The following is a 25,582-nucleotide window of genomic DNA, read 5'->3' as shown; positions in this document are numbered from 1 at the left end:
TCTAAAAAAAAACCTCCCAAAATTTTGGGAGGTTTTATATCTGTTTGCACATTTATATTTATACCAATCCCTTTTCATCTGTGATAATCACAATGACACTTAGAACTACAAGGACGTTGGTAATGCGTTTCATTTTTTATTTTTTAACACCGCAAAAGTATTAAAAACAAATTCAATAAAAAAACATTTTCACAACAATCCAATCATTTTTAGTGATATAATGCAATATTTTATGATTTATATTGTCTAAACGATAGTTGATTGCCCAATTTGAACATTATCATTTTTAAAATACAAATCATCTTTACTTAATATTACATTTGAAATAAAATCGCCGACATCGTTTGTCCCAAATCTTGAACCCGGGTTTAAATCAATAGTAACCACTTTATATTCAATCGCTTTCTCTACAGCTTCGTATACTTTCTTAGCTTCTTTTTCTAACCCAAAATGCTCCAACAACATAGCTGCCGATAAAATAGAAGCAATAGGATTAGCTATATTTTTCCCTTTTGCCTGTGGATACGACCCATGAATAGGTTCAAACAGTGCATTATGATCTCCAATTGATGCCGATGCCATTAATCCGATTGATCCCATTATAGCACAAGCTTCGTCTGACAAAATATCTCCAAATAAATTCTCGGTTAAAATGACATCATATTGTTTGGGATCTGTGATTATTTGCATCGCTACATTGTCAATGTATTGACATTCTAATTTCACATCTGGATATTGAAGCGCAATGTTTTTTACCAATTTTCTCCACAATCTGGAAGTCTCCAGTACATTAGCTTTATCCACCAATGTTACTTTTTTTCTTCTATTTTGAGCTGCTTTGAAAGCTTGATGTGTAATGCGATTGATTTCGTTTTCAGAATATTCACAAATATCAGATGCAAAAGTACCTTCTTCGTTTATTACCTTTTCACCATAATAAGATCCTCCCGTTAATTCTCTAAAAATTACAAAATCAACATTTTCGATTACCTCTTTTTTAATTGGAGAAGCATCCAACAAATTTTTGAAAGGCTTTATAGGTCTTATATTAGCATAAAGCCCTAATTCCTTTCTAAGTTTTAGTAATCCTTGCTCTGGTCGAATTTTGGATTCTGGATTATTATCGTATTTTGGATTTCCAATAGCACCAAACAAAACAGCATCTGTATTCAAACAAAGATTTAATGTTTGCTCTGGTAATGGATTTCTAGTTTTTTCTATGGCAGTTGCTCCTATCAAAGCATCCTCAAAAATAAACTCATGATCATAGGCAACACTAATAGCATACAATGCTTTTTTAGCCTGCAAAATAACCTCAGGTCCAATTCCATCTCCTGCAAGTACAGCTATTTTTAAGTTCATAATTATTTATTTTTTTAAAAGAATTTTCTCTATTAATAGTTATTGATATATATCTTACTGGCTTCAATAATTTGATGAATATCATGATCCAAAACTTCTTTCTTGACATCAGCAAATTTTAAAAACTCAACATAAACAATATCCAATTGTACTTTTGTCAGTTCGTAACCCACTTTTTTAGCTCTGTATGCCAAAGCTGCTCTACCGCTTCTTGCGGTAAGAATAATAGACGACTCATTGACACCAACATCTAAGGGATCCATGATTTCATAAGTAGCTCTATTTTTTATCACTCCATCTTGATGGATTCCAGAACTGTGCGCAAAGGCATTGGCACCTACAATCGCTTTATTTGGCTGAACAATCATTCCCATACTTTCAGAAACCAATCGGCTCATTTCGTTCAATTGTTTACTGTCGATATCCGTGTATAAATTCAGGTAAGGATGTTGTTTGAAAATCATAACTACTTCTTCAAGCGCTGTATTTCCTGCTCTCTCCCCTATCCCATTAATTGTACATTCTATTTGGCGAGCTCCATTTACCGCACCGGCAATTGAATTGGCAGTTGCCATTCCTAAATCATTATGACAATGACAAGAAATGATTACATTTTCGATTCCTTTTACGTTTTCTTTTAAGTATTTTATTTTTGCACCGTATTCTTCCGGCAAACAATATCCCGTAGTATCTGGTATATTAAGAACTGTAGCTCCTGATTTGATTACTTCCTCGCAAACTTTTGCCAAAAAAGCATTTTCAGTTCTGCCGGCATCTTCTGCATAAAACTCTACGTCTTCAACGTACTTCTTTGCATGGGCAACGGCATGTTTGGCTCTTGCTATTACATCTTCACGAGTGGTTTGCAATTTGTGAATAATATGCGAATCAGAAGTTCCGATTCCTGTATGTATTCTGGGTCTAACAGCATGTTTTAAAGCAGCTGCCGCCACATCAATATCATTTTCTACAGCCCTTGTAAGACCACAAACAGTAGCATTTTTAACAATTTTACAAATTTCGGAAACAGATAAAAAATCACCTGGACTAGATACAGGAAATCCAGCTTCAATAATATCTACACCCATTTCGTCAAGGCGATTGGCTATAACGAGTTTTTGGTTGGTGTCTAATTTACATCCTGGGACCTGTTCTCCGTCTCTTAAAGTGGTATCAAAAATTTGGACTTTCTCTCTATTCATTTTAATATATTTAATGTAATTTCACATCTTAAAACAAAAATAGTTTTCATTTATCTTAAAACTAAACCTGTTTTAAGTAAATATACTACTTATAAAGCAAAAAATAAACACATAACAATCTATAAATCAAAAGATTAAATACTTTTATAATACAATGGCTAACCATCAAAAAGATTTTTTATTTGTATTAATAAAATCCCTTTCCAAATCTGAAAAAAGACAATTTAAGATATTTGCCAGCAGATTGGAAACAAGTTCTAATACCAAGTTTATCGAATTATTTAATATTTTGGATAAATCAGAAGTATATGATGAAAAACTAATATTGAAGAACGGCTTGATAAAAAAAGTCCAATTATCAAATCTAAAATCGTATTTGTACAAACAAATTTTGGTGAGTATTCGTTTGAATATTCCCAGTCAGAACATTCGTTATCAACTGAGAGAACAAATTGATTTTGCTGCAATTCTTTATAACAAAGGGCTTTACAAGCAAAGTTTGAAAATATTGGATAAGACCAAACAACAAGCCATCGAAAATGATGAAAAATATATGGCTTTTGAAATTGTTGAATTTGAAAAACTAATCGAATCACAATACATCACCAGAAGTATCCAAGGTCGTGCCGATGAATTGGTTATTCAGGCCAAAGAATTGAATTATCGTAATACCATTTCGAGTAAATTATCCAATTTGTCACTTCAGCTTTATGGTATAATGCTAAAAACGGGTTTTGTGAAAAGTGACGAAGAATACAAGTACATTGATGATTATTTTGTAAAACACATTGCGCATTTTGACCAATCCAAATTTGGTTTTCGTGAAAAATATTGGTTTTATAATGCCAATTTATGGCGAAGTTTCTTGGTTCAGGACTTTCTTTCCTGCTATAAATATGCCTATAAATGGGTAACCTTATTTTATGACAATAAAAATATGATTTTTTTAAATCCTGTTTTCTTTCTAAAAGGTAATCATTATTTATTAGAGTCATTATTTATGCTCAAATACAAATCAAATTTTAAAAAGTATTTGGAGTTGCTCGAAGAAACAATTAACGATCCCCGTTTTCCGATAAATGATAATATTGCTTCATTGTCCTTTCTTTATTTGTACAACAATAAATTGAACTATCATATACTAGAAGGTACTTTTGCAGAAAGTGAATACCTAATTCCCGAGATTTTAAATAAAATAAAAGTTCACAATGAACACTTGGATGAGCACCACGAAATGATGTTCTATTACAAAATTGCCTGTATTTATTTTGGGAACGAAAAATATCAGGAATGCATCGTTTATTTAGAAAAAATCATAAACAATAGAAATCTTACCATGCGGGAAGATTTAATGTGTTTTGCAAGACTTTTGTGCTTGATTGCACACTATGAGTTGGGTCAGGATTATTATCTGGAAAACCAACTTAAAAATACCTATAAATTTTTGCTCAAAATGAATGATTTGCATGAAGTGCAAAAAGAGATTATCCGTTTCCTTAAGAACTTAAGCACTTTGTACCCAAGTGACATCAAAAAAGAATTCATTAAGATGAGAGAACGCTTTATCGAATTAGAGAAAAACACTTATGAAAAAAGAGCTTTCCTATATCTTGACATTATTTCTTGGCTCGAAAGTAAAATCGAGAATCGAAAAATAAGTGCTATTATAAAAGAAAAAGCCAAGTTGAATAATAGATAATTTCTATTTAATTTATTATCCAATAAGAAAGGCTGCTTGAAGATATCAGGCAGCCTTTCAAAAAATAACTAACTAAATATTATTGCTTGATCAATTTTATGGTGAAATTAGATCCATTTGCATCTTTTGCCGTAACAAAATAGATTCCTTTTCTTAGTTCGCTCACATCAATAGCACTATTTGATTCTAATGGTTTTGTTTGCTGTTTTACAATTCTACCATTTAAATCATAAATATAAAGGTTCGAAACTACAGTATTTATTTTAAATGAATCTAATACAGGATTTGGATAAAAGGTGATTTTATTTCCTCCAATAATTGGAGTATCCAAGCCTAAATTTCCGCAAGATTCTTCAACTACTGTTCCTGTAGACATATTGTAACACGTATTTTTGTTTACCCCAGTGATATCAGCTGTTTGTGGAGCACCCGTACCGCTATCAAAAAGTAAATTTGTACTGGCTACATTATTAAAAGTATAACTATAATAACCACTAGAATCAGGTCCCGTCATTGCTTTTCCAGGCCAAGAAGAATCCGCTAGATTAGCTGAAGGTACTGCACCCCAGTGATGCACATTGATTGGTTTTGCCCAAGAAGAAGGCGGCAAGAAACGCACAGTAATATTTCCAACAGCTAAAAAAGTATAAGTTTGTGAAACAACACCAGAAAACAATCCATCAACATCCTTTGCGATTGCTTTTATCGTTGTATTTGCCGACACATTTATTGGAGCAGAATAAACACTAGAACTTGCCGTTGGCGTTGTTCCATCTGTAGTATAATACATAATAGATCCTGCTTTATCATCAGTAGCGGCAATTGTAACTGATTGAGTTGTTCCTGCTACAAACGAACCTCCTACTGGAGAAATGGCTACTGTTGGAGCTACATTTATCGCTACTTTTGACCATACTTTATACCCCGTTCCTGATGCATTTTCAATCCAACCAGTTCCTGTAGGTAATGTAGTAGTGTTTCCTAACCTTATTGCAACTTTACCATCAATTATTGCTAGATACTCGTTTGTAGTAGCTGTTTGAATACTTAATGTACTCAAAGCATTTATTGCATTTGCTTTTCTAACAGCCATTAAAACATTTATGTCATTTTCATGGGAAGTATACGTTCTTGTCACACCATCTTTGCTATAAGTTCCTCCATAATAATGAGAAAAAAACACACATGGAATACCAGGATGCGTCAAAATATACGCATATCCTTTCATTACATTGGCTTCTGCAATCCATTCGTTTTTAACAAAAGTATCATGATTATCAATGAATGTTACTGCTAGGTCTCCGTATCCCGTTTGACTAGATAAACCTGGAGTTCCTGCAAGTTTTGAATAATTACCTAAAAGCGCACTACTCAAATTATAATACAATGGAAAATCAAAAGCTGTCGATTTTTTACTGGTTCCATCAACCCAAGCCTTTACACTTGTAGCATTTCCGTCCCAGTATTCTCCAACGGAACCATAAGGAGCTGAATCAGTATTGTAAGTTCCCACATAACTAGCAGAAAACCCTTTTACCATATCCCATCTCCAGCTATCAAAACCTAAACCTTTAAGTCTATTCAAATATTCTTTAACTCCACTTTGAACCTGAGCATCACGATGATCCAAATCTCTTGCTCCACCAAAATCATCTCCTGTATCTGCTGTACCACAAGGTCTTACTCCTGTAATCACACCAGAATTAGCCTCATCTGTACTTGTTATCGATTTACAATCCCATGTTGGGTTTGTAAAATCTGTCCAATTTGTAGATCCTCCTCTATGATTTACAACAACATCTGCCATTGCATGAATTTTAGGACTACTAGCATTCAGGTTGGTTAACAAAGTAGTCAATTGACTTTCTGTTCCATAAACCGTTTGAGAAAAATTATACAATTCCGTTGGAATATACCCCACACCTCCTGAAGATTTACTCGGTGGTGGCATCCAAAGTACTGTAATACCAGCAGTCGCAAAACTACTAGCTCTATTGTTAAGAAAATTATACAATCCGCCTTCTGCTGTTACTGATGACTGATTATGAACATCCCAACTGAATGCCTGCATCATAATATCGTCTTTGAAGGTTTGAGCAGTAGCTCCAAGAACTGAAAACAAAAATAAGCACACTAAAAATGCCTTTCTAAAAAATATTTTTTTATTCATAATTTGGGGATTTAATTACTAAAAGTTTTGAATTAAATACTTACTGCATTGTACAAAACCTTAATTTTAATATATTTTAATTGCTATATATTATCTTTAATCAGCTAATATTATACTATTTTAAACAAATTCAATGCCAATTAAAAAAAACCAACTACGACAACGTGATAGTATGAATAACTTTTTTGGTTTTAACATATAATTAAATAATTCGTGAAGTGATGAAGATCAAATAAAGTTTGATGAAAAACTCAACAAAAAAAGGCAATCAAATTGATCGCCTTTTTTGCTGAAAATATTTTAGAATCAATAAACATCAATCTTCATTTTCTTCTTTTTGTTGGTTTTTATTCTTCAATTCTTTATCAATGTATTCCCTAATTTTACCTTCATTATATTCACCCCCTTCTTCACTGCCATTTTTATGGCATTTTACACAGTTAGTAAAGTTCGTTATCCCTTCTTCCGAATGCTCTTCCCTAATATTGTTTATAGTATGTTCATGACATCCAAAACAACTATATTCCTTAAAATTATTGGTTGTATGACATACTTTACAATCAGTATTGTGATTTTCATCTAGTTGAAAAGACAAGTCATGGTTAAAAGTAGAAGGCTTCCATTTATTAAATCCATGACAAGAAGCACAATTACCAGTAATGCTACTATGAAAATTATCCTTTGGAATTTTATGACAGGAAATACATTTGTCTTTTGCTGTTTTTTCAATCAAATCATGGTTAAACTCCATTTTTGATTTCCAACCGATAGTGGAATGACAACCTATACATGAATTGGAAACACTATTATGAAGTTCGTCTTTGGGTTGAGAATGACAACTTACACATTTATTTCTATATATCTCGGGCAATAATGAATGTTCGAATTTAATCGAAGATTTTATCATTTTTAAACCTTTGTGATCTGAGTGACAGGATATACAAGATTCGTTTTCAAGGTTCTTATGAAATAAAATTTTAGAGTTCTCATTAATAACCTTTCTTTTTCTATCTTTTTTCAAACCAATATCCGAAGGTTTATGACAAGAGATACATTTTTCGTTTGGTGTACCCGAAAATACTTTATGGCAAGTAAAACAATTATTTTCTAAATCAGAGTGCGCTTGATATAAATCACCAGGTGACAACATTTCGTGAGGAAACTTAACCACAAAAACCATGATTATCAATGTTATAACTATAAAAACAGATCTATTTTTCATCAGTAAAAAAGAATTACAGAAACGATATGGATCAAGGATAGTAAGCCCAAAAAATATGTTATTGGCATATGTGTTTTTCTCCATTTTTTCATACTCTCCACTGCAGTTGCATCCCAAAAAATAGCTTTAGAAATTTCATCTTCTGTCATTCCTGAATTTTCAAATGATGATTTTCTTTCCTTCATTGTTTTATTGGCTTGGGCCAAAAGATATTTACCTACCAAACCACTAGAGACGTTAATCAATAGCATCAATATTGCTAACCAAGGTAAAACAGAATGAATATGAATTCCGGCATGAACCAAAATCATTACTGAGCCAGAAATGGCGAGATATTCATGAAAATCCAATAATCTTTTTGGAGTACTAAAATGTATCATCTTTCTTTTCTTCAATGAATACAAGAATGAAATCAAAATGGTGAAAGTTCCTAAATAGCCTAAATATCTGCCAATAAAAGCAACATTAAAATAGTGAAGAATAACATCAATTAAAATTGCACTAAAAATCATGGCAGAAAACCAAGTTATAAAAGGTATTATATCCTTTGAAATGACACTGTTTTTCATAATAAATTTTTTAACTAAAAAACCCAAAATCGATATTACAACGCTAACATCAAATTTTGGGTCTCTATCATTATTTTAAAAATTAAATCAGTCGTTATCTTCTCTACTTTCCTCTGTAGTTGCATTTTTTTCAGCTCCTCCACTATTCAAAGCAGAAGCATTAGCTCTAATTTCGGTATGACGAATTTCACCTCCAGAAGTTCCAACTTCTTTTGCTATAAAAACTCCAATGATAGCAACAATAAGTGCTGCATATGAAGCATATTTTGTTTTGGCATTTTTTTTGTAATTCAAGAACAACCCAACTAGAGAGATAGCGCCTAATAGATATAACACCAAAGCAAGTTTTTCGGCCAATTCTTCGTGTTCATGAATAATTTGTTTTCCAATATTTGGCATATCTTCTACCATTTCCTCTGCTCCTTCTCCAGTTCCCATGCTAAAAGCTGCAAAAATTGCCGAAACTAAAAATAAAATATAAGCCGTATTCTTGACTGAAATATTTTTTAGAATCATCCCTACAATTAAAATTCCCAAACCAAGAATAGTTCCAATAATTGGAAAATGGTTTACTATCAAGTGTAAATGTGCATCATTCATAATATTAATATTTAAAGTTTTTATTTAGTTAAAATTACAATAGTTATTTGCCTTTCGTGTTACATTATTCAAGCTTATATCAACCTGCCAAAGAGACTCCTATCAAGGTTCCAATTCCATAAGTAATTGCTGCTGCAGCCAAACCAAATGCTACTTGCCTAAAACCTGAAAATAAAATACTTTTTCCTGTCAACAATGTGATGGCTGCACCAATTCCAAAAAGACCAACAACACTGCTGGCAATACTTAACAATATGGCATTTTTTCCATCCAAAATCATAAAAGGATATAACGGAATAATTGCACCAATAGCAAACAAAATAAAAGATGCAATTGCGGCTTCCCATGCAGATCCTCCTAATTCTTCTTTGTCAATTCCTAATTCTTCGGTGATAATTGCATCAATGGCAGTTTGGGGGGTTTCGAATGCCTTATCGGCTAGTTTTTGAGCTTCTTCGACATTCATTCCTTTTGCCTGATACAACAATACCAATTCCTTTTTTTCTTCTTCTGGCGAAGCTTCCAGTTCTTCTGTTTCCAGTTCTATCTGACGCTGATTTAATTCTCTTGAACTTTGAACAGACAACCATTCTCCCAAAGCCATCGAAATTGCTCCTGCCAATAATCCTGCAATACCGGTTAATAAAATTGTATTATTAGAAACCGCAGCGCCAGCAACTCCCATCACCAAACTCATATTGGAAACCAATCCGTCATTGGATCCTAAAACGGCCGCCCTCAAGGCATTTCCTCCAACAGATTTATGTCGACTTTCAAATTTGGACAATAAGCCTCCCGAAACATTCAGAGCCGAATTGTTGTTTACAGCTTCAATGATATTAAGATGATTGTGCTCAAAACCAGTTAGTTTCTCCCCTTTTTCGATTTTATTTTTTAATGTATTGACAGCAAATTGCTTTTCAATATTTGATAAACTACTGATAATCGAACTATATCCGAACAATTTACCCAATTTCAATTGAAACTTTGCTTTGGAAGACGGCAAAGGCATTTTGCAATTTTTATCAAAAGTCAAAATTTTATTTAGCATGTGTTTGGCATGTCCTTTTTCAATTTCAGCAAGACTTTGTAATACTTTGGTCAAATTTTCATCTTCCTGAATCGCAGCAATACTTTCATACAAAAATGCAGTATCGACTTCTATTTGTAATTGTTGTTTAATTTTCTTTACATCCATTGTTTACGCTTTTATAAAATCAAGAGAGATAGCTGATTTTTAATTGCATAAAGATAATTCAATACTATTAATTCAAAAAATAGTAACCATTAATATTGGCTTAATTATTCATTTTCAAATAATAGTAAAATCATCCCAATCAGATGTTTATTCATGTGTCTAAAATTTCAAAAATACAGTTGTCCCCTTGTTTACTTCACTTTCAATTTCAAATTCAATGTTTAATAATTGTGAAATTCTTTCAACAATGGAGAGCCCCAAACCTGAACCTTTAATTTCAGGATGATTCGTAGGATTTGATCTAAAGAAAGGGTTGATAATCTTATTTAGATCTGCTGCCAATATCCCAATTCCATTATCTGATATGGTACAGATTGTTTTTGAACCGGTTTTTGAGAGGTTAATCACAATTTGCCCTTCTTCATTCGTATATTTTATAGCATTCGAAATAATATTTCCAAGTACAATAGAAACCAAATAATTATCCGTCTTTATATAAAAATCATTAGGAAAAGAACATACAACTTCAATTTTTTTGGCATTTGTTTTGCCTGAATACAGAGTCAATATGTCTAAGATTAAAGCATTCAAGTATACTTTTTCGATCTTAAGACTTTGCTTTTGATTTTCAAATCGAGCCAATAATAGCAGTTGATCTACCAAATTATTCAATCGATTCACTTCAGAAATACTGAAATTAATTTTCTCTTCATATTCGGCTTGATTTCTTGGTTTACGAATCAATACTTCCAGAGTTCCTTTTAAAACGGTAAGAGGTGTTCTTAATTCATGTGAAGCATCCGATGTGAATTGTTTTTCCCTTTCGACAGCATTCTCAATTCGATCCAATAAATCATTAATTGTTTTAGAAAGCACATACAATTCGTCTCGGTTTTGAGGTAAATCGATGCGATCTTTCAAATTATCTTTAGTGATTCTACTGGAAGTTTTGGTAATCATAGTCACCGGTTTTATGCTCCGACCTGCAATTAATCTTGCAATAAAGAACAAAAGGATAAGAATAAGGGGAAATGCAACAAAAAGAGTGTTTCTAAGGTTTGTCAAAATTAATGTGGCTTCATCCAGCGACATTGCCACAAAAAGATAACCTACTTTTTTTTCTTTATTGTAAAGTGGAATTTGAATTTGTCGAATTGGCCTATTGTTCAAAAAGCTGTCTACAAATTGATTGTCTTTATTTGATTGGTATAATTGAAGTTGTAGTCCCTTAAGATTGGGAGACTTATCAATTAATTTACCATTATTATCAAAAAACTGGACAAAAACGGGGTTTACATTGACGGAATTATTGTCATGGGCTTTCCATTGATCGACCTGAATTAGATAGGCGTTATTAGTATCAATTTCAATCTGTTCCAAATATTCACTTGATTCTTCGAGAATATCATCATTGATGTGTTTATTTATACTATAAGATGTGATTTTATAGATAACAAAAAACACTACCGAAATTAAAATGGCAGTACTAATGATATAATTTAATGCGATTCTATTCTTGTAGGATAATGAAAACATCTAATTAATTTAAATCATTTGCAATATACCCAACACCCCTGATGGTTTTTATAAGATCTTCTTCTTTATTTAAATTGAGTTTTTTTCGAATAGCATTCATAAAAACATCAATTACTCCAGTATCATATTCAAAGTGAATATCCCAAACATCATTGATAATTTGCACCCTGGTACAAACTTTTCCTTTATTTTTTATCAGGTAAAGAACCAATTCATATTCTCTCTGAGTCAAAAAAGCTTCTTGATTATTGGCAAAAATTTGATGCTTGGACTGAATTATTTTTATATTTCCCAATGTAAGTATATCGTCCAGATTTTCGTTTCTAAAATGAATTTTGATACGTTCCAGCAACTCATCAAAGCTAAAGGGTTTTTTGATATAATCATTGGCACCCGCTTTCAACCCCTCAATGGTTTCCTGAATGGTATCTTTGGCTGTTAAAAACAAAATTGGTGTCTTTGAATTTTCAATACGAATAGCTTTGCAAACATCGATTCCCTGCATTTTTGGCATTATCCAATCGAGCAAAATAATATCTACTTTTTGATGCAAGGCAATTTCTAGCCCCGATTTTCCATCATTGGCAACCAAGACTTCATAGCCTTCTTCTTCTAAACCTTGTTTAAGAAAATTGGCAATTCCTATCTCATCTTCAACAATTAAAATTTTCATTTTTTTTTACTGTAAAACAAATTTAAAACCAATTGTAGCAATATTTGCATATAAGCCATCACTTCTAAGGTAATGATTGAATCTGAAATCTATATTTTTCAATCCAAATGAAAACACTTGAGCGGTTGTAAACAAATCGGTGTAAGATACGCCAAAACCATATTGATTAGCATAAAAAGTAGACAAATCATAATCGGAAGTATAATACTTCTCTGTCGATAAATGCGTTTGATAAGGAGCAAAATACTTGGATTGCGTTTGCGAATAATAACGATACATAGGATAAGCCGTAAATTTTTCAGAAATTTTTATAGGAATTTCAATATTGAAAGTATTTGCTTTTAAGTTCCAATCATCTGTATAATATCGATAATACGTTCTTACTATAAATCGTTCATTTATATAATAATTAAATCGGGCACCAATAGGTATTTTAAAACGATTATCGGGTAATCGTTCAATATCATCTGCCAGTTCATAAACACCCGTATTACTTGGGCTGGTATACTCATTTATATATTGTGGCTGACCAATATAATAGTGTTGGTTATCAGCAAAATAAGTTCTGTGATAAGGCGTAGATAGCAATCCTTGCTGCTGCAATAAATCGAAAAATACTGAAAACTGGAATTTTTTGGATACCACTTGAGAAAAAGCAAAAGAAACGGAATAAGAGTTTCTATTAACCGAAGTTATTGTCTCAAATTTAGAAGGCAAATACCCTTTAGAAGGTTGACCATTTTGATCTAAAATTGTAACACCATTCAAATATCCTTGATTTTGAAAATTGGAACCATACAATGCGTACTGTTCCAATTCTGTTGGATAAATTGGTCTCCATTGGTCAATATAAGCATTGGCTTTTACACTAACCTCTGTATCTTTATTATTGAAAAGCTTTGAAACTCCGCCACCAAAACCAAATGAAGTATAATCAAACTCATTTGAAAAAGAAACATCAGCATTCCAAATAAAATTCCTATCATCACTATTATGTGTGTAATTTGCTATTACTGCCAATAACTCATCATTTCCAGAAGCTCCTGATGAAGCTTGCCATGGAGTTGGGTTTCCATTACCCATAGCAGCAACTTTTCTATCGTCATCCCCACCTCCTCCGCCAGAAGCACCGGTAGAAGTAGAATTAAAAGGGTTAATATTACTGGATGATGCAGACGTATAGGCCGATAAACCGAGGTCTACGGTAAGTACATCATCATCATTCAACGGCATTGAAACAACAATATTAGAAGCAAAATCAGTCAATTGTTCAGATCCAATTCCTCCAGAAACAGCAGAATGTGTTCCGTCTTGATTGTAATAACTGGCCATAAAATCAACTTCAGCACTTTCTAAAACTCGCTTTTTAAACACAACAGTAGTATCTTTCTCTTGACTATAAGAAAGAGAACTTACGAATATAAAAAGAAATACAATTTTGTAAATTTTCATTTTGAATAAATTATTTTGTTAAGAAACTGAGTTTCTAAGTTCAAGTAAATATTTTGCTTTTTTAGTTATCTCCAAAAATCTTAGTAACTAAGAATCTTAGTAACACAGCAACTAACAAACTAGTTACAACCGCAGCCTCCTCCAGATTTTCCTCCATTGGCTCCGGCGGCAGCTTCTCTATATACCTGAAAAGTTGTTTCGTAACGTTCGGTAGTTTTTGAAGCCAGTTTCATTTCTGGATCATTAATATTTACTTTTTCATACTCTTTTACTGAATTACACGATTGTAAGGCAATAATAACCAGCAACAATAGTAGTTTTTTCATACTTTTCTTTTTATTAATTGTATTTTTCTATGTCTATTCCTTTTGAAGAATACACTTTACCTTTTTCATCAACTATTATACACTGAATTCCCTTCAGTTGATTCACCAAATCCAATCCAACCTCGACACCAAGTACAAAAATACCTGTAGCCAAGGCGTCCGCAATTTCTGTTTTTTGGGCAAAAACAGATACGCTTACTATTCCCATTGCTGGATAGCCCGTTCTGGGATCAATGATATGGGAATATCTTTTTCCATCAAAAATCACAAATTTCTCATAACTTCCCGATGTTTCAACAGCACTATTCTCTAATGGGAAAGTGGCGAAAATATTTTTTTTGTTCAAAGGATTTACTATTCCTACTGTCCACGGTTTTCCATTGGGTTGCGTTCCCCATGCAAAAATATCTCCAGAAACGTTTACCAATCCAGAATTGCAACCCTTTGACAACAATAAAACATGAATTTTATCGGCAATATAACCTTGACCTATTCCGCCAAGACCTAGTTTCATTCCTTGCATTTTCAAGAAAATAGTATGTTCTTTTGGATCTAAAATAATATTTTTGTAACCAATTTTTTCTACCGATTTTTTTATGGCTTCTGGAGTTGGCATTTCTTTCATAGAACCATCAAACTTCCAGATCTTGTCCATTGAAGCATAGGATATATCGAAAGCACCTTCCGTAATTTCAGAAATTTTAATAGATCGTTCTACCAATTCAAATACTTCAGTTGGCACTTTTACCGGTTTTAAACCTGCATTTTGATTAACTTGAGATATAGGTGTTGTTGGAATCCAATCTGAAATTTCATTTTCAATTCTTCTCACTTCTCCAATAGCCATATTAATATAAATATTGGCCTCGACTGTATCTTTGGCTACAACAGTCATTTCAAAAGGACTTCCCAACATCGATAATTTTCGCTTATGGATTATCTGTGCAAAGGATGAGAATGCAACGAATATAAAACAGATGGATATTATTTTTTTCATTATTTTTCGAAAGAATGAATGAGTTGAATATATTCGGCAGCAGAAACATTTTTGAACCCTGTGACTCCAATTATCTTACCTTTTTTATCTAAAAGCAAGACTAATGGAAAACTACCATTCTTATTGTATTTTTCGGCCAATTTATTATTTCTTTCTGTCATTTCTGGAGAAAGTTGATTGGCTTTTTTCTTTGGAAAATCGGCTTTATAAATAACCCAACTTTTATCCGCTTCTGCTTGAAATTCTGATGATTGCCAAACTACCTTATCTAATTTTATACAAGGCCCACACCAATCTGAGCCTGAAAACACCAATAATATGTTTTTATTTTCTTTTTCGGCTTTTGCTTTTACCTCTTCAAAGTTGGTATTCCAATTTTGGGAATATCCAAAGGAAGTAGTTATTAAAAAAAGGAAGTAGAGTAAATATTTCATAGGTTAAATTTTTATACTAAGAAAAAACTCTTAGTGTTGTTCCCGACAATGATGTTGAATACACTTTTAAATTGGAATTTGCAGGCCCTTGAGTTACTAAACCTTTATCTGAAAATTGCGAATTATGATTTGGACATATAAAGTTATTTCCTGATGAACTGTATTTTACATTGGTTCCTTCATGTGGGCAAGATGCCGAAACAGCCAAGAATTCTCCAGTCAATGTTTTGGCTACTACAATACCTTTAGTGACTAAATAACCTCCATTTGTTGCTAATGCCCCTGTACTGACATCCAAATTGAAATCAACTCCTGTCGGTGGCGTTACAACAGGTGTTGAACCTCCAGAATCAGAAGATCCATCACTGCTACAGCTAGTTACTACTCCAGCAATACAGGCAGGAATAAATACTGCCGCCGCACCAAAACCTACTTTTGAGAAAAATTCTTTTCTATTCATACATTAATTTTTTTCTAAAAAGACAATTAATATTCTACAAATTTAACTCAAAAAAAACCGTTTAATTGCATGCCAAAAAGGTCTTAAGTCAAATTTAAGAATCGAATCTTAAAAATGATTCTACTATTTTTGACAAAAAAACAGTCTAAAGTTTTTTTTAAAAACCTAAGACTGTTTATGAATTATTTAAAAAGAATATTGACAATTACAGCTTATTATACACTGTATTAAAGTAACTCGTTTTTGTGTATGTTTTAGGACTTCCATTTACATAGGATTGTAACTGAGGTGTAATCATATTCATTCCGACTCCATCTCCTGCCCATGCCCAACCAATTACAGTCCAGCCTTTGCTTTTTGCATAGTCAACAATTCCTGACCAATCGGCACCAGAACCGCCAATACTGCCGAACTCGCCCAAAATACAAGCTCTTCCCGATGAAGCTAAATCATCTATATCTGATGTGTTCATATATCGCCCTTTCGCTTGGTTATAAGCTCCTGGATAAATATGTGCTGAAAGAATAATTTTGGTGTCCGTTATTTTGGTTTGTCCAGAAGTACATCCTTTTACTGCACAAGCTGCCGTGGCTGTTTCTTGTCCCCACCCTGGAATATCAATAATAATACTGCCACTATATACTGTACGAACTTGAGCAATTGCCGCATTATAAGCAGATGCATAAGCAGATGGCGTTATATTATGGCTACCCCATTCATTCATCAAATTAACGATAAAACCTCCGCCAAGTGTATTGTAGTTGTTTTTCCACCAAGTTCCTGCGGCCAATAATTCTGAAGCGCTGTCGGAACCCAAAACAGATGATTTATGATACGTTACAATAACTTGAAAACCATTTAATTTTGCCTCGGAAATCCAACGTTTGGCATTTGTTTCTTGTCCTGGTTCAACTTCAATACGCACCGATTTAATCTTTGTATTTTGTTTCATCAAAGTCCATCCCAAATCACAATTTCCACTATTATAATAAGAAGGCTGTAAGTTCACACCATTCCCAATATCTCCAGCAGTAGAAGCTGTTTTTGATGTTAAACCTTTAGTAGCCGTTGAAACTTCTGTTGCAGCTACCGCTCCTTCATTAGTATCCGATTTTTCACAACTTGTCATAAATAATAATCCAATTAACAATAAAAACGCAATGATTACTTTTCCCTTTTTTAAATTTAAATTCATTTTTTTCATAATGCTATAGATTGTTTTTTTTTAATTTCCTGAATATCAAGAAACTTTCATTGCAAATTTTAATATTATATAAGAAAAATTATAATAATAAATCCTCAATATGCAATACTATTTTATACTTATATGAATAAACCTAATGATTATGTTTTTTTATGGTTAAAATTTTACACTTTATATTTTTTTAGCACTGATTAATTAACAATATAATGAAAAAAAACTGTAATCTTTAAATTCAATAGAAAGCCAAAATAACAACATACAATGTAGACCCTAAGTCAAATTTAAGATTCAAATCGTTGTTACATAAACATTAATTTAGATTCAATTTTCGTATTTTTGCCAAAAAATAACACTTTATGAATTTTTTAAGGAAGTTTTCCCCCTTTTATAATCTTGCTCTTTTCTACATCTTGGTGAGTTTTGTTTTGAGAATCGTTTTGGTATTTCACCCTATAACTCAAACTTCTTTTGTCTTTATAGATAGCTTAAAAATATTTACAATAGGTTTGATTTCAGATTTATTTGTATTTATAATCGCAACTAGTTTTTTATGGTTGTATCTTATTTTTATATCCAATTCAAAATACTACAAACCCTACGGGTATATCATTTTTGGCTTTTTGGTGGCATTATTGCTTTATATTGCCTCTGGCAAAACAATTCTGAATGAATACGGTGGTGCTTTACCAAAAATCGGTTTGATTTTTGTTGGTATCAAAACATTATTGTTTGGATTGCTACTTTTTTTGCCAAAATACAGAAGCCAGATCAGATTTTGGTTGTTCACTTTTGTTATATTTTTATACGTTGTCCTTATACTTCAAAACGGAATTAGCGAATATTTCTTTTGGAATGAATTTGGTGTTAAATACAATTTTATAGCCGTAAATTATTTGGTTTACACCAATGAAGTTATCGGAAATATAATGGAATCTTACCCTGTAATTCCTTTGTTTTCCGGTTTGTTTCTAATTGCTGGAACTGTGACTTATTTTATGGTTAAAAGAACCAGAAATTATATTGATGCCATTCCAACTTTTATAGATAAATTAAAAATATCCGGAATTTATCTGACATTATTTGGCCTTTCTTTATTGGCAATACCATATTTAGCCAAAAAAGAAAACTCCCAAAATGTTTTTGCCAACGAGCTGCAAGCCAACGGGATGTATCGTTTCTATTTAGCCTTTGTAAATAGCGAATTGGATTATTTCAAGTTTTATAAAACCCTTCCCGAAAAGGATGTTTTTGCTATATTAGGAAAACAGATTCCTTCTATTAAGGGTATTTCAACTTTAAGAGACATTAAAAGCGATACTGCCGAAACTCCTAAAAATGTAGTTTTAATTACTATAGAAAGTTACAGCGCCGATTTTATGAAAACGTATGGAAATGAACAAAACATCACTCCTTTCTTAGACAGTCTGGCCCAGAAAAGTTTATTGTTTACCAATTTATATGCCGTCGGAAATAGAACCGTTCGTGGTCTTGAAGCCGTAACTTTGTGCTTTCCACCTACTGCCGGAGAAAGTGTTGTAAAACGTAAAGACAATAAAGACAAATTTTCTACTGGAGCTCTTTTTGAACAAAGAGGATACGATGTAAAATTTTTGTATGGTGGAGACGCCTTTTTTGACAACATGGAAGACTTTTTTGCTGGAAATGGTTATGACATTGTCGATAAAAAATCATTTACACCCGAAGAAGTTACGTTTGCCAATATTTGGGGTGTTTGTGACGAAGATATGGCCAACAAAGCCATAAAGGTGATGAATGACGAAGCCAAAACTGGCAAACCCTTCTTCAATCATTGGATGACCGTGAGCAACCATCGTCCTTTTACTTATCCAAACGATAAAATTGACATTCCCGGTGATGCCAAATCTCGTGACGGTGGCGTAAAATATACTGATTTTGCTTTGCGAAAATTCTTTGAAATGGCAAGCAAACAACCTTGGTACAAAAACACCATATTTGTTATTCTTGCTGATCATTGCGCTTCAAGCGCCGGTAAAACTGAACTTCCTGTGGACAAATATAGAATTCCGGCTATAATTTATAGTCCGGGCTTTGTTCAACCTCAAAAATACACGAATGTAATGTCACAAATAGACATTATGCCAACGCTTTTTGGTTTGTTACATTTCAATTACCAAAGCAAATTTTTTGGTCAAGATGTATTGAAACCGGACTATCATCCAAGAGCATTAATAGCTACTTATCAGGATTTAGGATTGATAAAAGACAACATTTTGACAGTTCTCTCTCCAAAACAAACTGTAAAACAGTTTCAATTGACGTTAAAACCAGGTCAAAAAGTAGCACCGGAATTCCAAATCTATTACGATCAAGTTCCAATGACCAAAGAAAGAACGGATCTTGTAAACGAAGCCATATCATATTATCAAACCGCTTCGGATATATTGAAAAAAAAGAAATATCAAAAGTTGAAGTAACTTTTAAATTTCTAAATGCAAAAAAGGGCAATCTTAAGCTAGACTGCCCTTTTTTGTATTAATACTATCCCATAAATAATAAGCTAGTTTACTAAATTTTACCATAATACATTGCTTTTACAATACCATCAGAAAGACCAATTTTCGGAACAAAAATTTGTCTGGCTCCACTCCATTTCATTGCATTGAGATAAATACGAGTAGCCGGTACAATTACGTCGGCACGATCTGGATTTAATCCTAATTGCGAAATTCTTTGTTCGTAGGTAAGTGAATTCAAATAAGCATATTGTGCATTAATATAAATATAAGACAAAGGTTTTTCCTGAAGTTTACCCGACATTTTAAATAATTTATTGATATTCCCACCAGAACCTATCAATGTTACTTCTTCATAATCTGCGGTGTTTGTTTTTATCCATTTCTCAATTTCATCCCAAACAACATCGCAAACCATCTCATTAAGTAATCGAACCGTTCCTGCTTTAAATGATCTTGAATTTATCATTTTTCCGCTAGAAAACAATGTAAATTCGGTACTTCCACCTCCAACATCTACAAATAAATAAGTTTCGTCTGTTTTTAGTAAGTGATGCAAATCTGTTGATGCTATTATTGCAGCTTCTTTTTTGCCATCTATGATTTCAATCTTAATATCAGCTTTCTTTTTTATTAGTGCAACAACTTCTTTTGCATTGTAAGCTTCTCGCATTGCTGAAGTTGCAAATGCCATATAACGTTCTACTTTATGTACTTTCATCAATAGATTAAAAGCCTTCATTGCATCACACATCCGATCAATATTCTCCTGCGAAATTTCACCAACTGTAAATGCATCTTGACCTAATCGTATAGGTACCCTTACTAAGGAACTCTTATTAAATTGTGGTTCTTTGCCGTCTTCTTCTACAATATTGGTTATCAGTAAACGCATGGCATTTGATCCAATATCTATAGCGGCATATTTTTTTATTTTAATCATTTTCTCTAATGGATGCGATTATTTTTATTTAGAAATGAAAATCTATTATTACTCAACTTGCTCAAATACTTCTACTTTATTTTGATAGTATTTATAGGTTTCTACTTGTGCTCTAAAAATTGGAGAGTCATTTCTAATTCTATATTTATTATCCAATTTATAAGAATGATAACGTGCTTTGACATTTCCTTTCCAACCTAAATCAAAATTGTCAATTAACTCGTTTTTTATACTTTGATCATAAATAGGACAAGTTACTTCTACTCTAGCATCAATATTTCTAGTCATAAAATCGGCAGAAGAAATATAAACTTCGGGCAATCCTGCATTTCCAAAAATATAAATCCTAGCATGTTCCAGATAATTATCTACTATACTAATTGCTTCAATATTTTCACTTAATCCTTTTACACCAGGAATTAAAGAACATATACCTCTTACTTCGAGTTGAATTTTTACCCCCGCGTTGCTAGCTTCATACAACTTGTCAATCATCAATAAATCCGACAGACTATTCATTTTTAGCTTCATATAGGTTTTTCTACCCGCCAATGCATGAAAAATCTCCCTATCAATCATTTTTACAAATCGGTGTCGCGTATATTGCGGAGAAACGATAAGATGTTTGTAACGTTGGGCTTTATAGTTAATATCAAAAAAGTCAAATATTTTTGATATGTCTTTTAATATTTGCGGATGACAAGTAAAAAGGGTAACATCTGTATAAATCTTGGCAGTAGATTCATTAAAATTTCCTGTTGAAATAAAACCGTATCGTTTTATTTTACTTTTCTCAAGTCTTTCGATAACACATACTTTACTGTGCACTTTCAGTCCTTTGATACCAAATATAAGTTGAATTCCTTCAGTTTGCATTTGCTCAGAATAGGAAATATTCGAAGCTTCATCAAATCGTGCCTGCAATTCAATTTGAACAATTACCTTTTTTCCGTTTTTAGCTGCATTTATGAGTGAACTAATAATTTGTGAATTTTTGGCCAATCGATACAAAGTGATTTTTATGGAAGTCACTTTTGGATCTAATGCTGATTCTCTCAAAAATTTTATTAAATAGGAAAAAGATTGATAGGGAGCATTCATCAAATAATCTTTTTCACTTATTTTTTCCAAAATACTTCCTTCGAGGCTTAAACCCGGAATTGGCAAAGGATCATTTTTTTTATACAACAAATCAAATCTTCCTAGATTTGGAAAATCCATATAATCTCGTCGATTATGGTACCTACCTCCCGGGATAATACTATCTGTTGAATCAATATTCATTTTATCCAAGAAAAATTGAAGTGTGTCTTTATCTATTTCTTGGTCATATATAAAACGCACTGGCTCCCCTATTCTTCTGTCTTTTACACTACTGGATATTTTTTCCAACATACTCTTACTCAAGTCACTATCAATATCCAATTGAGCATCTCTAGTAATTTTTATCATGTGTGCCGAAACACTTTCGTAGTTGAAAATATTAAAAATATTACTTAGATTATGACGAATCACATCATCAATTAAAATAACATATTGTTTTTCGTTATCTGATGGCAAAACAACAAAACGGTTGATCATTTTTGGAATTTCAATTACCGCATATCGTACTTCCTGATTTTTTTTCATTACCAATTTGACAGCCAAATAGCCTAATGAATCTTTCAGAACCGGAAATTCTGCCAAGTCATTTAATATTATGGTAACTAGTTCCGGGCTCAGCTTTTGTATAAAAAAATCTTTTAAAAAAATTTCTTGCTCGTTGCTTATCCCATGCTCATTTATAATAAAGATATTTTCGTTTTCCAATTGTGATTCAATTGTATTAAGAATCCTCAAACTTTCAGATTGTTGCTGAATCACAATCTCTGTTATATCCTTAATTAATTGTTGGGCAGAAACACCTCCAAAATATTTTTCTCCAGAAATTCCGCTTAAACTCAACCTTCTAATGGCCGCAAAACGAACTCTAAAAAACTCATCCAAATTATTAGAAAAAATTCCTAAAAATCTTAATCGATCCAATAACGGAACTGTAATATCTCCTGCCTCTTGAAGCACTCTTGCATTAAAAGCCAACCAACTTTTTTCTCGATCTATATACCTTTGTTCTAACACTTTTTAATTTATTTTAAATCTCTTGGGAATATTACTTTTTTTGTCTTGCCTTTTTCGATTGTTTCCCAGCTATCCGATTCTAATTCTAAGTGAACAAATCCGGCTGTTGGAACATTATCGATATAAACATCCCCAAATTTATTAACAAAATTTGTAATAGCCTCGTTATGTCCGAAAATAATTATATTATCATAACCATTACTATATGATTTAATAACTTTTTCTAATTTTCTCTCATCAAATGTATAAAGCTCTTCCTTATATATAATACTATCTAATGGGTAATTTATATTTTGGGCAAAAATCATTGCAGTTTCTATAGCTCTTTCTGCGGTACTACTCCATAATACATAAGTCTTTGGTAAAAAGTCATTTATATTTGAAGATACTAAATGTGCATTTTGCATTCCTTGCGAAGTCAAAGGTCGTTCTTTGTCATGCAAAGGTGCTTCCCAACTTGATTTTGCATGCCGAATTAATATTAAATTTTTCATAAAACACAACTATAAGTTAAAAAAAGAAACCTTAACAATTACTGTAGGTCTAAAGGAGAAAACTAGTTAATAGTAAATTTATTTTGGTTTTACTGTAAAGCTATGCTTTATATAAAACCTTTAGTGAGTTACAATTTACAAAAAAAAAACAGAATCATATTTTTTTTATTTTATAATTTCTTAAACCAAATTTAGATTTTTCTTTTTTTATAGTTTTAAAAGCTCTTTTCAGCGTTATAAATCTGCTGCATCTTACTTTTTTAAAATCAGTTTCATAACTAATTTTGCAGCCGATTGAGGTTAAATTTTGAATCTAACAAAAAATGACTTTGAATTTATTCCAAAAAAAAAACTGTCATAAATGACAGCTTTCATATAAAACAAACAAACAAAACAAATTTTACATTTTTACAAATATATTGGTATAATATTTTCTGTGGTTGACTGGATTCTCTCGTATTGAAATTCCAAAATGAGTAAAATCTCCTTCAATATTTTCTTTATGTCCCGGGCTGTTTAACCAAGCATCAAATGCTCCTTGTGCACTGTTATAATTATAGGCAATATTTTCGCTAACTCGTTTTGCTCCCAAAGCTTTTATGATATTCTCTGAACGAGCGACAAAATCATCATGATTAACTACATTGTTTGCAATCATATAATTGTCATGCTCCTCAGATTTATAGGAGACATGATTAATTTTTTCCAAAGCATTCAAACCAATACTTACCCTATAATTATTAATTAAAGACATGGTCTGAATTTCGTCAGGACTATAATTATAAACCGTCACAATTGGTAATTTTGCTTCAACGGCATCTGAATTTTCATCTGATGAACAGGAAGTCATAATTGCTATTACTGAGGTAATCAATAATATACACAGTGTTTTGGTATTCATGATGATAATAGATTAAGTATAAAGTAGATTGTGGGGCAACTTTCTTTATGACAATATTTAAACATTCATTTTGACAGAACAAATTAACAACAAACTCGTTTAAAATACAAATTTAATCGATGAAATGCATTAATGTAATACTTTATAAGGTTTTAATCTTACAATAATATTTTTAATTTACTGATAATCAGTAAAAACAGTTATTTATATAATAATAAACTTATTATCTTTTGGTGATGTTTTAAATGCATTTTTTTTGTTTAAATTATTTTATTAGATCGTGCTATACAAAAAATATGAATTAGCACCCGTATAGCTAAATATTTATCAAAATATTGTTTAAAACTCAAATTTAAATACAAATAAATCCGGATGATCATTTAATTTAAGATAATATGTGCCAGACAGAAAAATAAGTTGGAGTTAAACAAAATAAAAAATACAAACAAAATTTAAAGAATTAATAAAAAATTTAACTCTTCAACGAGTTTTTAGGTTATTTAAAGATATTGGTGTTATATCTAAAACAAACGTTATAGCTTTGAATTATAAATAAATTTGTTTTGTCAAAAACGTTTTGATTTTTACCCCGAAATCAATATTTAAATAAAAATTATTTACAAAAACCTACTTTATTGCAATCCGTGTAAAATCTGATTATCGGTATTTTGATTTCAATCCCAAATTTGAAATCAAAAATGAATAACCTACTTCGAGTTCAAATAATTCTTCAAATAATTTTTGAAGAATTTAATGAAATTAAAATTTTGATTTGCCCCTAATTTTAAATCAAAATTGAATTCTTCGTAACCTAACATTAAACATCTAAATGACATCTATTTACAGACGCTCTTTTTAACATTACACAAAAATCTGATTTACAATTAGTCAAATAATTTAATTATGAAACCTGAAACTACTTTAAACCTACTTAATGATTATTTTGCGAATGAACTTCAAAACCTAATCTTGTTTTTTTCGTTTTTTTCAAATAATAAAAAAATAGTGTCAATCCCTTCTAAATTGTTTATTGCAATACTTTTGTTTTTTGCTATGAATGATTTATACTCTCAATCTAATTCTTGCAAGGCAACACTTCAAGTTGAAAAAAATAGATCTACACAAAGTACACCTCCAGAAGGCACCTCCTATAATTTACAACTAACAAATAATGGAGTCTCAAATGCTACTTACTCATTAAGTTATTCGAATGTAAATAGTAATTGCTCAAATAATGATGGATCTGATTCTGCCAGGAATATAACTCTAAATATCTCGTTTACAGATACTCGTTCAAATTCTATTTCTGAGATTTCAATTAATCCAGGGGAAAGTGTCACTTTTATAGTAAACATCACTGTGCCTAAAGGAACAGCTGTCAATAAATGGAATTGCACTGAAATATCTGCAAGTTCTACAAATTGTGCTACTTATAAAACAAGTACAATACTACATACTTTGGTTAATGATCCTAATCAGGAATAGTTAAGAATTCACACGTATAATTCTAGGTATTAACCTTAAATA

22 protein-coding genes are annotated in these 25,582 nt (G+C 31.8%); 3 read left to right on the top strand and 19 right to left on the bottom strand.

Features of this window, described 5'->3' with window-relative positions; translation table 11 throughout:
* Positions 1-246 precede the first annotated feature (246 nt).
* Complete coding sequence (leuB, locus tag OLM57_RS12685; protein WP_264564065.1) at positions 247-1,362, bottom strand: 3-isopropylmalate dehydrogenase; 1,116 nt, start codon at positions 1,360-1,362, stop codon at positions 247-249.
* Between the two features lie 32 nt (positions 1,363-1,394).
* Complete coding sequence (locus tag OLM57_RS12680; RefSeq protein WP_264564064.1) at positions 1,395-2,564, bottom strand: 2-isopropylmalate synthase; 1,170 nt, start codon at positions 2,562-2,564, stop codon at positions 1,395-1,397.
* 154 nt (positions 2,565-2,718) lie between these two features.
* Between OLM57_RS12680 and OLM57_RS12675 the strand changes: the two genes are divergently transcribed.
* Positions 2,719-4,263, top strand: a complete 1,545-nt coding sequence (locus OLM57_RS12675) for a hypothetical protein (RefSeq protein WP_264564063.1) — start codon at positions 2,719-2,721, stop codon at positions 4,261-4,263.
* A gap of 79 nt (positions 4,264-4,342) precedes the next feature.
* Here the strand turns inward: OLM57_RS12675 and OLM57_RS12670 are convergent, their stop codons facing one another.
* The 13 genes from OLM57_RS12670 to OLM57_RS12610 all read right to left on the bottom strand — a co-directional run bounded on the left by OLM57_RS12670 (position 4,343) and on the right by OLM57_RS12610 (position 17,095).
* The gene (locus OLM57_RS12670; RefSeq protein WP_264564062.1) at positions 4,343-6,433 is read right to left on the bottom strand and encodes a chitobiase/beta-hexosaminidase C-terminal domain-containing protein; all 2,091 of its coding nucleotides are present in this window, start codon (positions 6,431-6,433) and stop codon (positions 4,343-4,345) included.
* Positions 6,434-6,749: 316 nt separating this feature from the next.
* Positions 6,750-7,655 (bottom strand): cytochrome c3 family protein, encoded by a 906-nt coding sequence (locus tag OLM57_RS12665; protein WP_264564061.1) that lies wholly within the window; start codon positions 7,653-7,655, stop codon positions 6,750-6,752.
* Positions 7,655-8,224 carry a hypothetical protein gene (locus tag OLM57_RS12660; RefSeq protein WP_264564060.1) on the bottom strand — a complete coding sequence of 190 codons (570 nt, stop codon included), beginning with the start codon at positions 8,222-8,224 and terminating at the stop codon, positions 7,655-7,657. Before OLM57_RS12660 ends, OLM57_RS12665 begins: the two co-directional genes overlap by 1 nt.
* Positions 8,225-8,311: 87 nt before the next feature.
* Positions 8,312-8,824 (bottom strand): hypothetical protein, encoded by a 513-nt coding sequence (locus OLM57_RS12655; protein WP_264564059.1) that lies wholly within the window; start codon positions 8,822-8,824, stop codon positions 8,312-8,314.
* Between the two features lie 79 nt (positions 8,825-8,903).
* Entirely contained in the window at positions 8,904-10,022 is a 1,119-nt protein-coding gene (locus OLM57_RS12650; RefSeq protein ID WP_264564058.1) for a VIT1/CCC1 transporter family protein, read from the bottom strand.
* Positions 10,023-10,181: 159 nt separating this feature from the next.
* Positions 10,182-11,558, bottom strand: coding sequence for a sensor histidine kinase (locus OLM57_RS12645; protein WP_264564057.1), 1,377 nt, complete (start codon positions 11,556-11,558; stop codon positions 10,182-10,184).
* A 4-nt stretch (positions 11,559-11,562) separates the two neighbouring features.
* A complete protein-coding gene (locus OLM57_RS12640) occupies positions 11,563-12,231 on the bottom strand; it encodes a response regulator transcription factor (RefSeq protein ID WP_264564056.1) in 669 nt (222 codons plus the stop codon).
* A 6-nt stretch (positions 12,232-12,237) separates the two neighbouring features.
* Entirely contained in the window at positions 12,238-13,683 is a 1,446-nt protein-coding gene (locus OLM57_RS12635) for a DUF3570 domain-containing protein (protein WP_264564055.1), read from the bottom strand.
* Positions 13,684-13,802: 119 nt separating this feature from the next.
* Positions 13,803-14,009: a DUF4266 domain-containing protein gene (locus tag OLM57_RS12630; RefSeq protein ID WP_264564054.1), complete on the bottom strand. Its 207-nt coding sequence runs from the start codon at positions 14,007-14,009 to the stop codon at positions 13,803-13,805.
* A gap of 13 nt (positions 14,010-14,022) precedes the next feature.
* Positions 14,023-15,006: an FAD:protein FMN transferase gene (locus OLM57_RS12625; protein WP_264564053.1), complete on the bottom strand. Its 984-nt coding sequence runs from the start codon at positions 15,004-15,006 to the stop codon at positions 14,023-14,025.
* The gene (locus tag OLM57_RS12620; protein ID WP_264564052.1) at positions 15,006-15,440 is read right to left on the bottom strand and encodes a thioredoxin family protein; all 435 of its coding nucleotides are present in this window, start codon (positions 15,438-15,440) and stop codon (positions 15,006-15,008) included. Before OLM57_RS12620 ends, OLM57_RS12625 begins: the two co-directional genes overlap by 1 nt.
* A 16-nt stretch (positions 15,441-15,456) precedes the next feature.
* Positions 15,457-15,900 carry a ubiquinol-cytochrome c reductase iron-sulfur subunit gene (locus OLM57_RS12615; RefSeq protein ID WP_264564051.1) on the bottom strand — a complete coding sequence of 148 codons (444 nt, stop codon included), beginning with the start codon at positions 15,898-15,900 and terminating at the stop codon, positions 15,457-15,459.
* Positions 15,901-16,105: 205 nt separating this feature from the next.
* Complete coding sequence (locus OLM57_RS12610; protein WP_264564050.1) at positions 16,106-17,095, bottom strand: glycoside hydrolase family 5 protein; 990 nt, start codon at positions 17,093-17,095, stop codon at positions 16,106-16,108.
* Positions 17,096-17,460: 365 nt separating this feature from the next.
* Between OLM57_RS12610 and OLM57_RS12605 the strand changes: the two genes are divergently transcribed.
* Positions 17,461-19,560: an LTA synthase family protein gene (locus OLM57_RS12605; RefSeq protein WP_264564049.1), complete on the top strand. Its 2,100-nt coding sequence runs from the start codon at positions 17,461-17,463 to the stop codon at positions 19,558-19,560.
* 91 nt (positions 19,561-19,651) lie between these two features.
* Here the strand turns inward: OLM57_RS12605 and OLM57_RS12600 are convergent, their stop codons facing one another.
* The 4 genes from OLM57_RS12600 to OLM57_RS12585 all read right to left on the bottom strand — a co-directional run bounded on the left by OLM57_RS12600 (position 19,652) and on the right by OLM57_RS12585 (position 24,055).
* A complete protein-coding gene (locus OLM57_RS12600) occupies positions 19,652-20,542 on the bottom strand; it encodes a Ppx/GppA phosphatase family protein (RefSeq protein WP_264564048.1) in 891 nt (296 codons plus the stop codon).
* Between the two features lie 48 nt (positions 20,543-20,590).
* A complete protein-coding gene (gene ppk1 / locus OLM57_RS12595) occupies positions 20,591-22,660 on the bottom strand; it encodes a polyphosphate kinase 1 (protein WP_264564047.1) in 2,070 nt (689 codons plus the stop codon).
* Between the two features lie 8 nt (positions 22,661-22,668).
* Positions 22,669-23,154: a SixA phosphatase family protein gene (locus OLM57_RS12590; protein WP_264564046.1), complete on the bottom strand. Its 486-nt coding sequence runs from the start codon at positions 23,152-23,154 to the stop codon at positions 22,669-22,671.
* 400 nt (positions 23,155-23,554) lie between these two features.
* Complete coding sequence (locus OLM57_RS12585; RefSeq protein ID WP_264564045.1) at positions 23,555-24,055, bottom strand: CAP domain-containing protein; 501 nt, start codon at positions 24,053-24,055, stop codon at positions 23,555-23,557.
* Positions 24,056-24,958: 903 nt separating this feature from the next.
* Between OLM57_RS12585 and OLM57_RS12580 the strand changes: the two genes are divergently transcribed.
* Positions 24,959-25,540, top strand: a complete 582-nt coding sequence (locus tag OLM57_RS12580) for a hypothetical protein (RefSeq protein WP_264564044.1) — start codon at positions 24,959-24,961, stop codon at positions 25,538-25,540.
* Positions 25,541-25,582: the final 42 nt, after the last annotated feature.

The organism is Flavobacterium sp. N3904 (assembly GCF_025947305.1).
Taxonomy (GTDB): domain Bacteria; phylum Bacteroidota; class Bacteroidia; order Flavobacteriales; family Flavobacteriaceae; genus Flavobacterium.
This window is presented reverse-complemented; position numbering and strand designations above follow the sequence as displayed.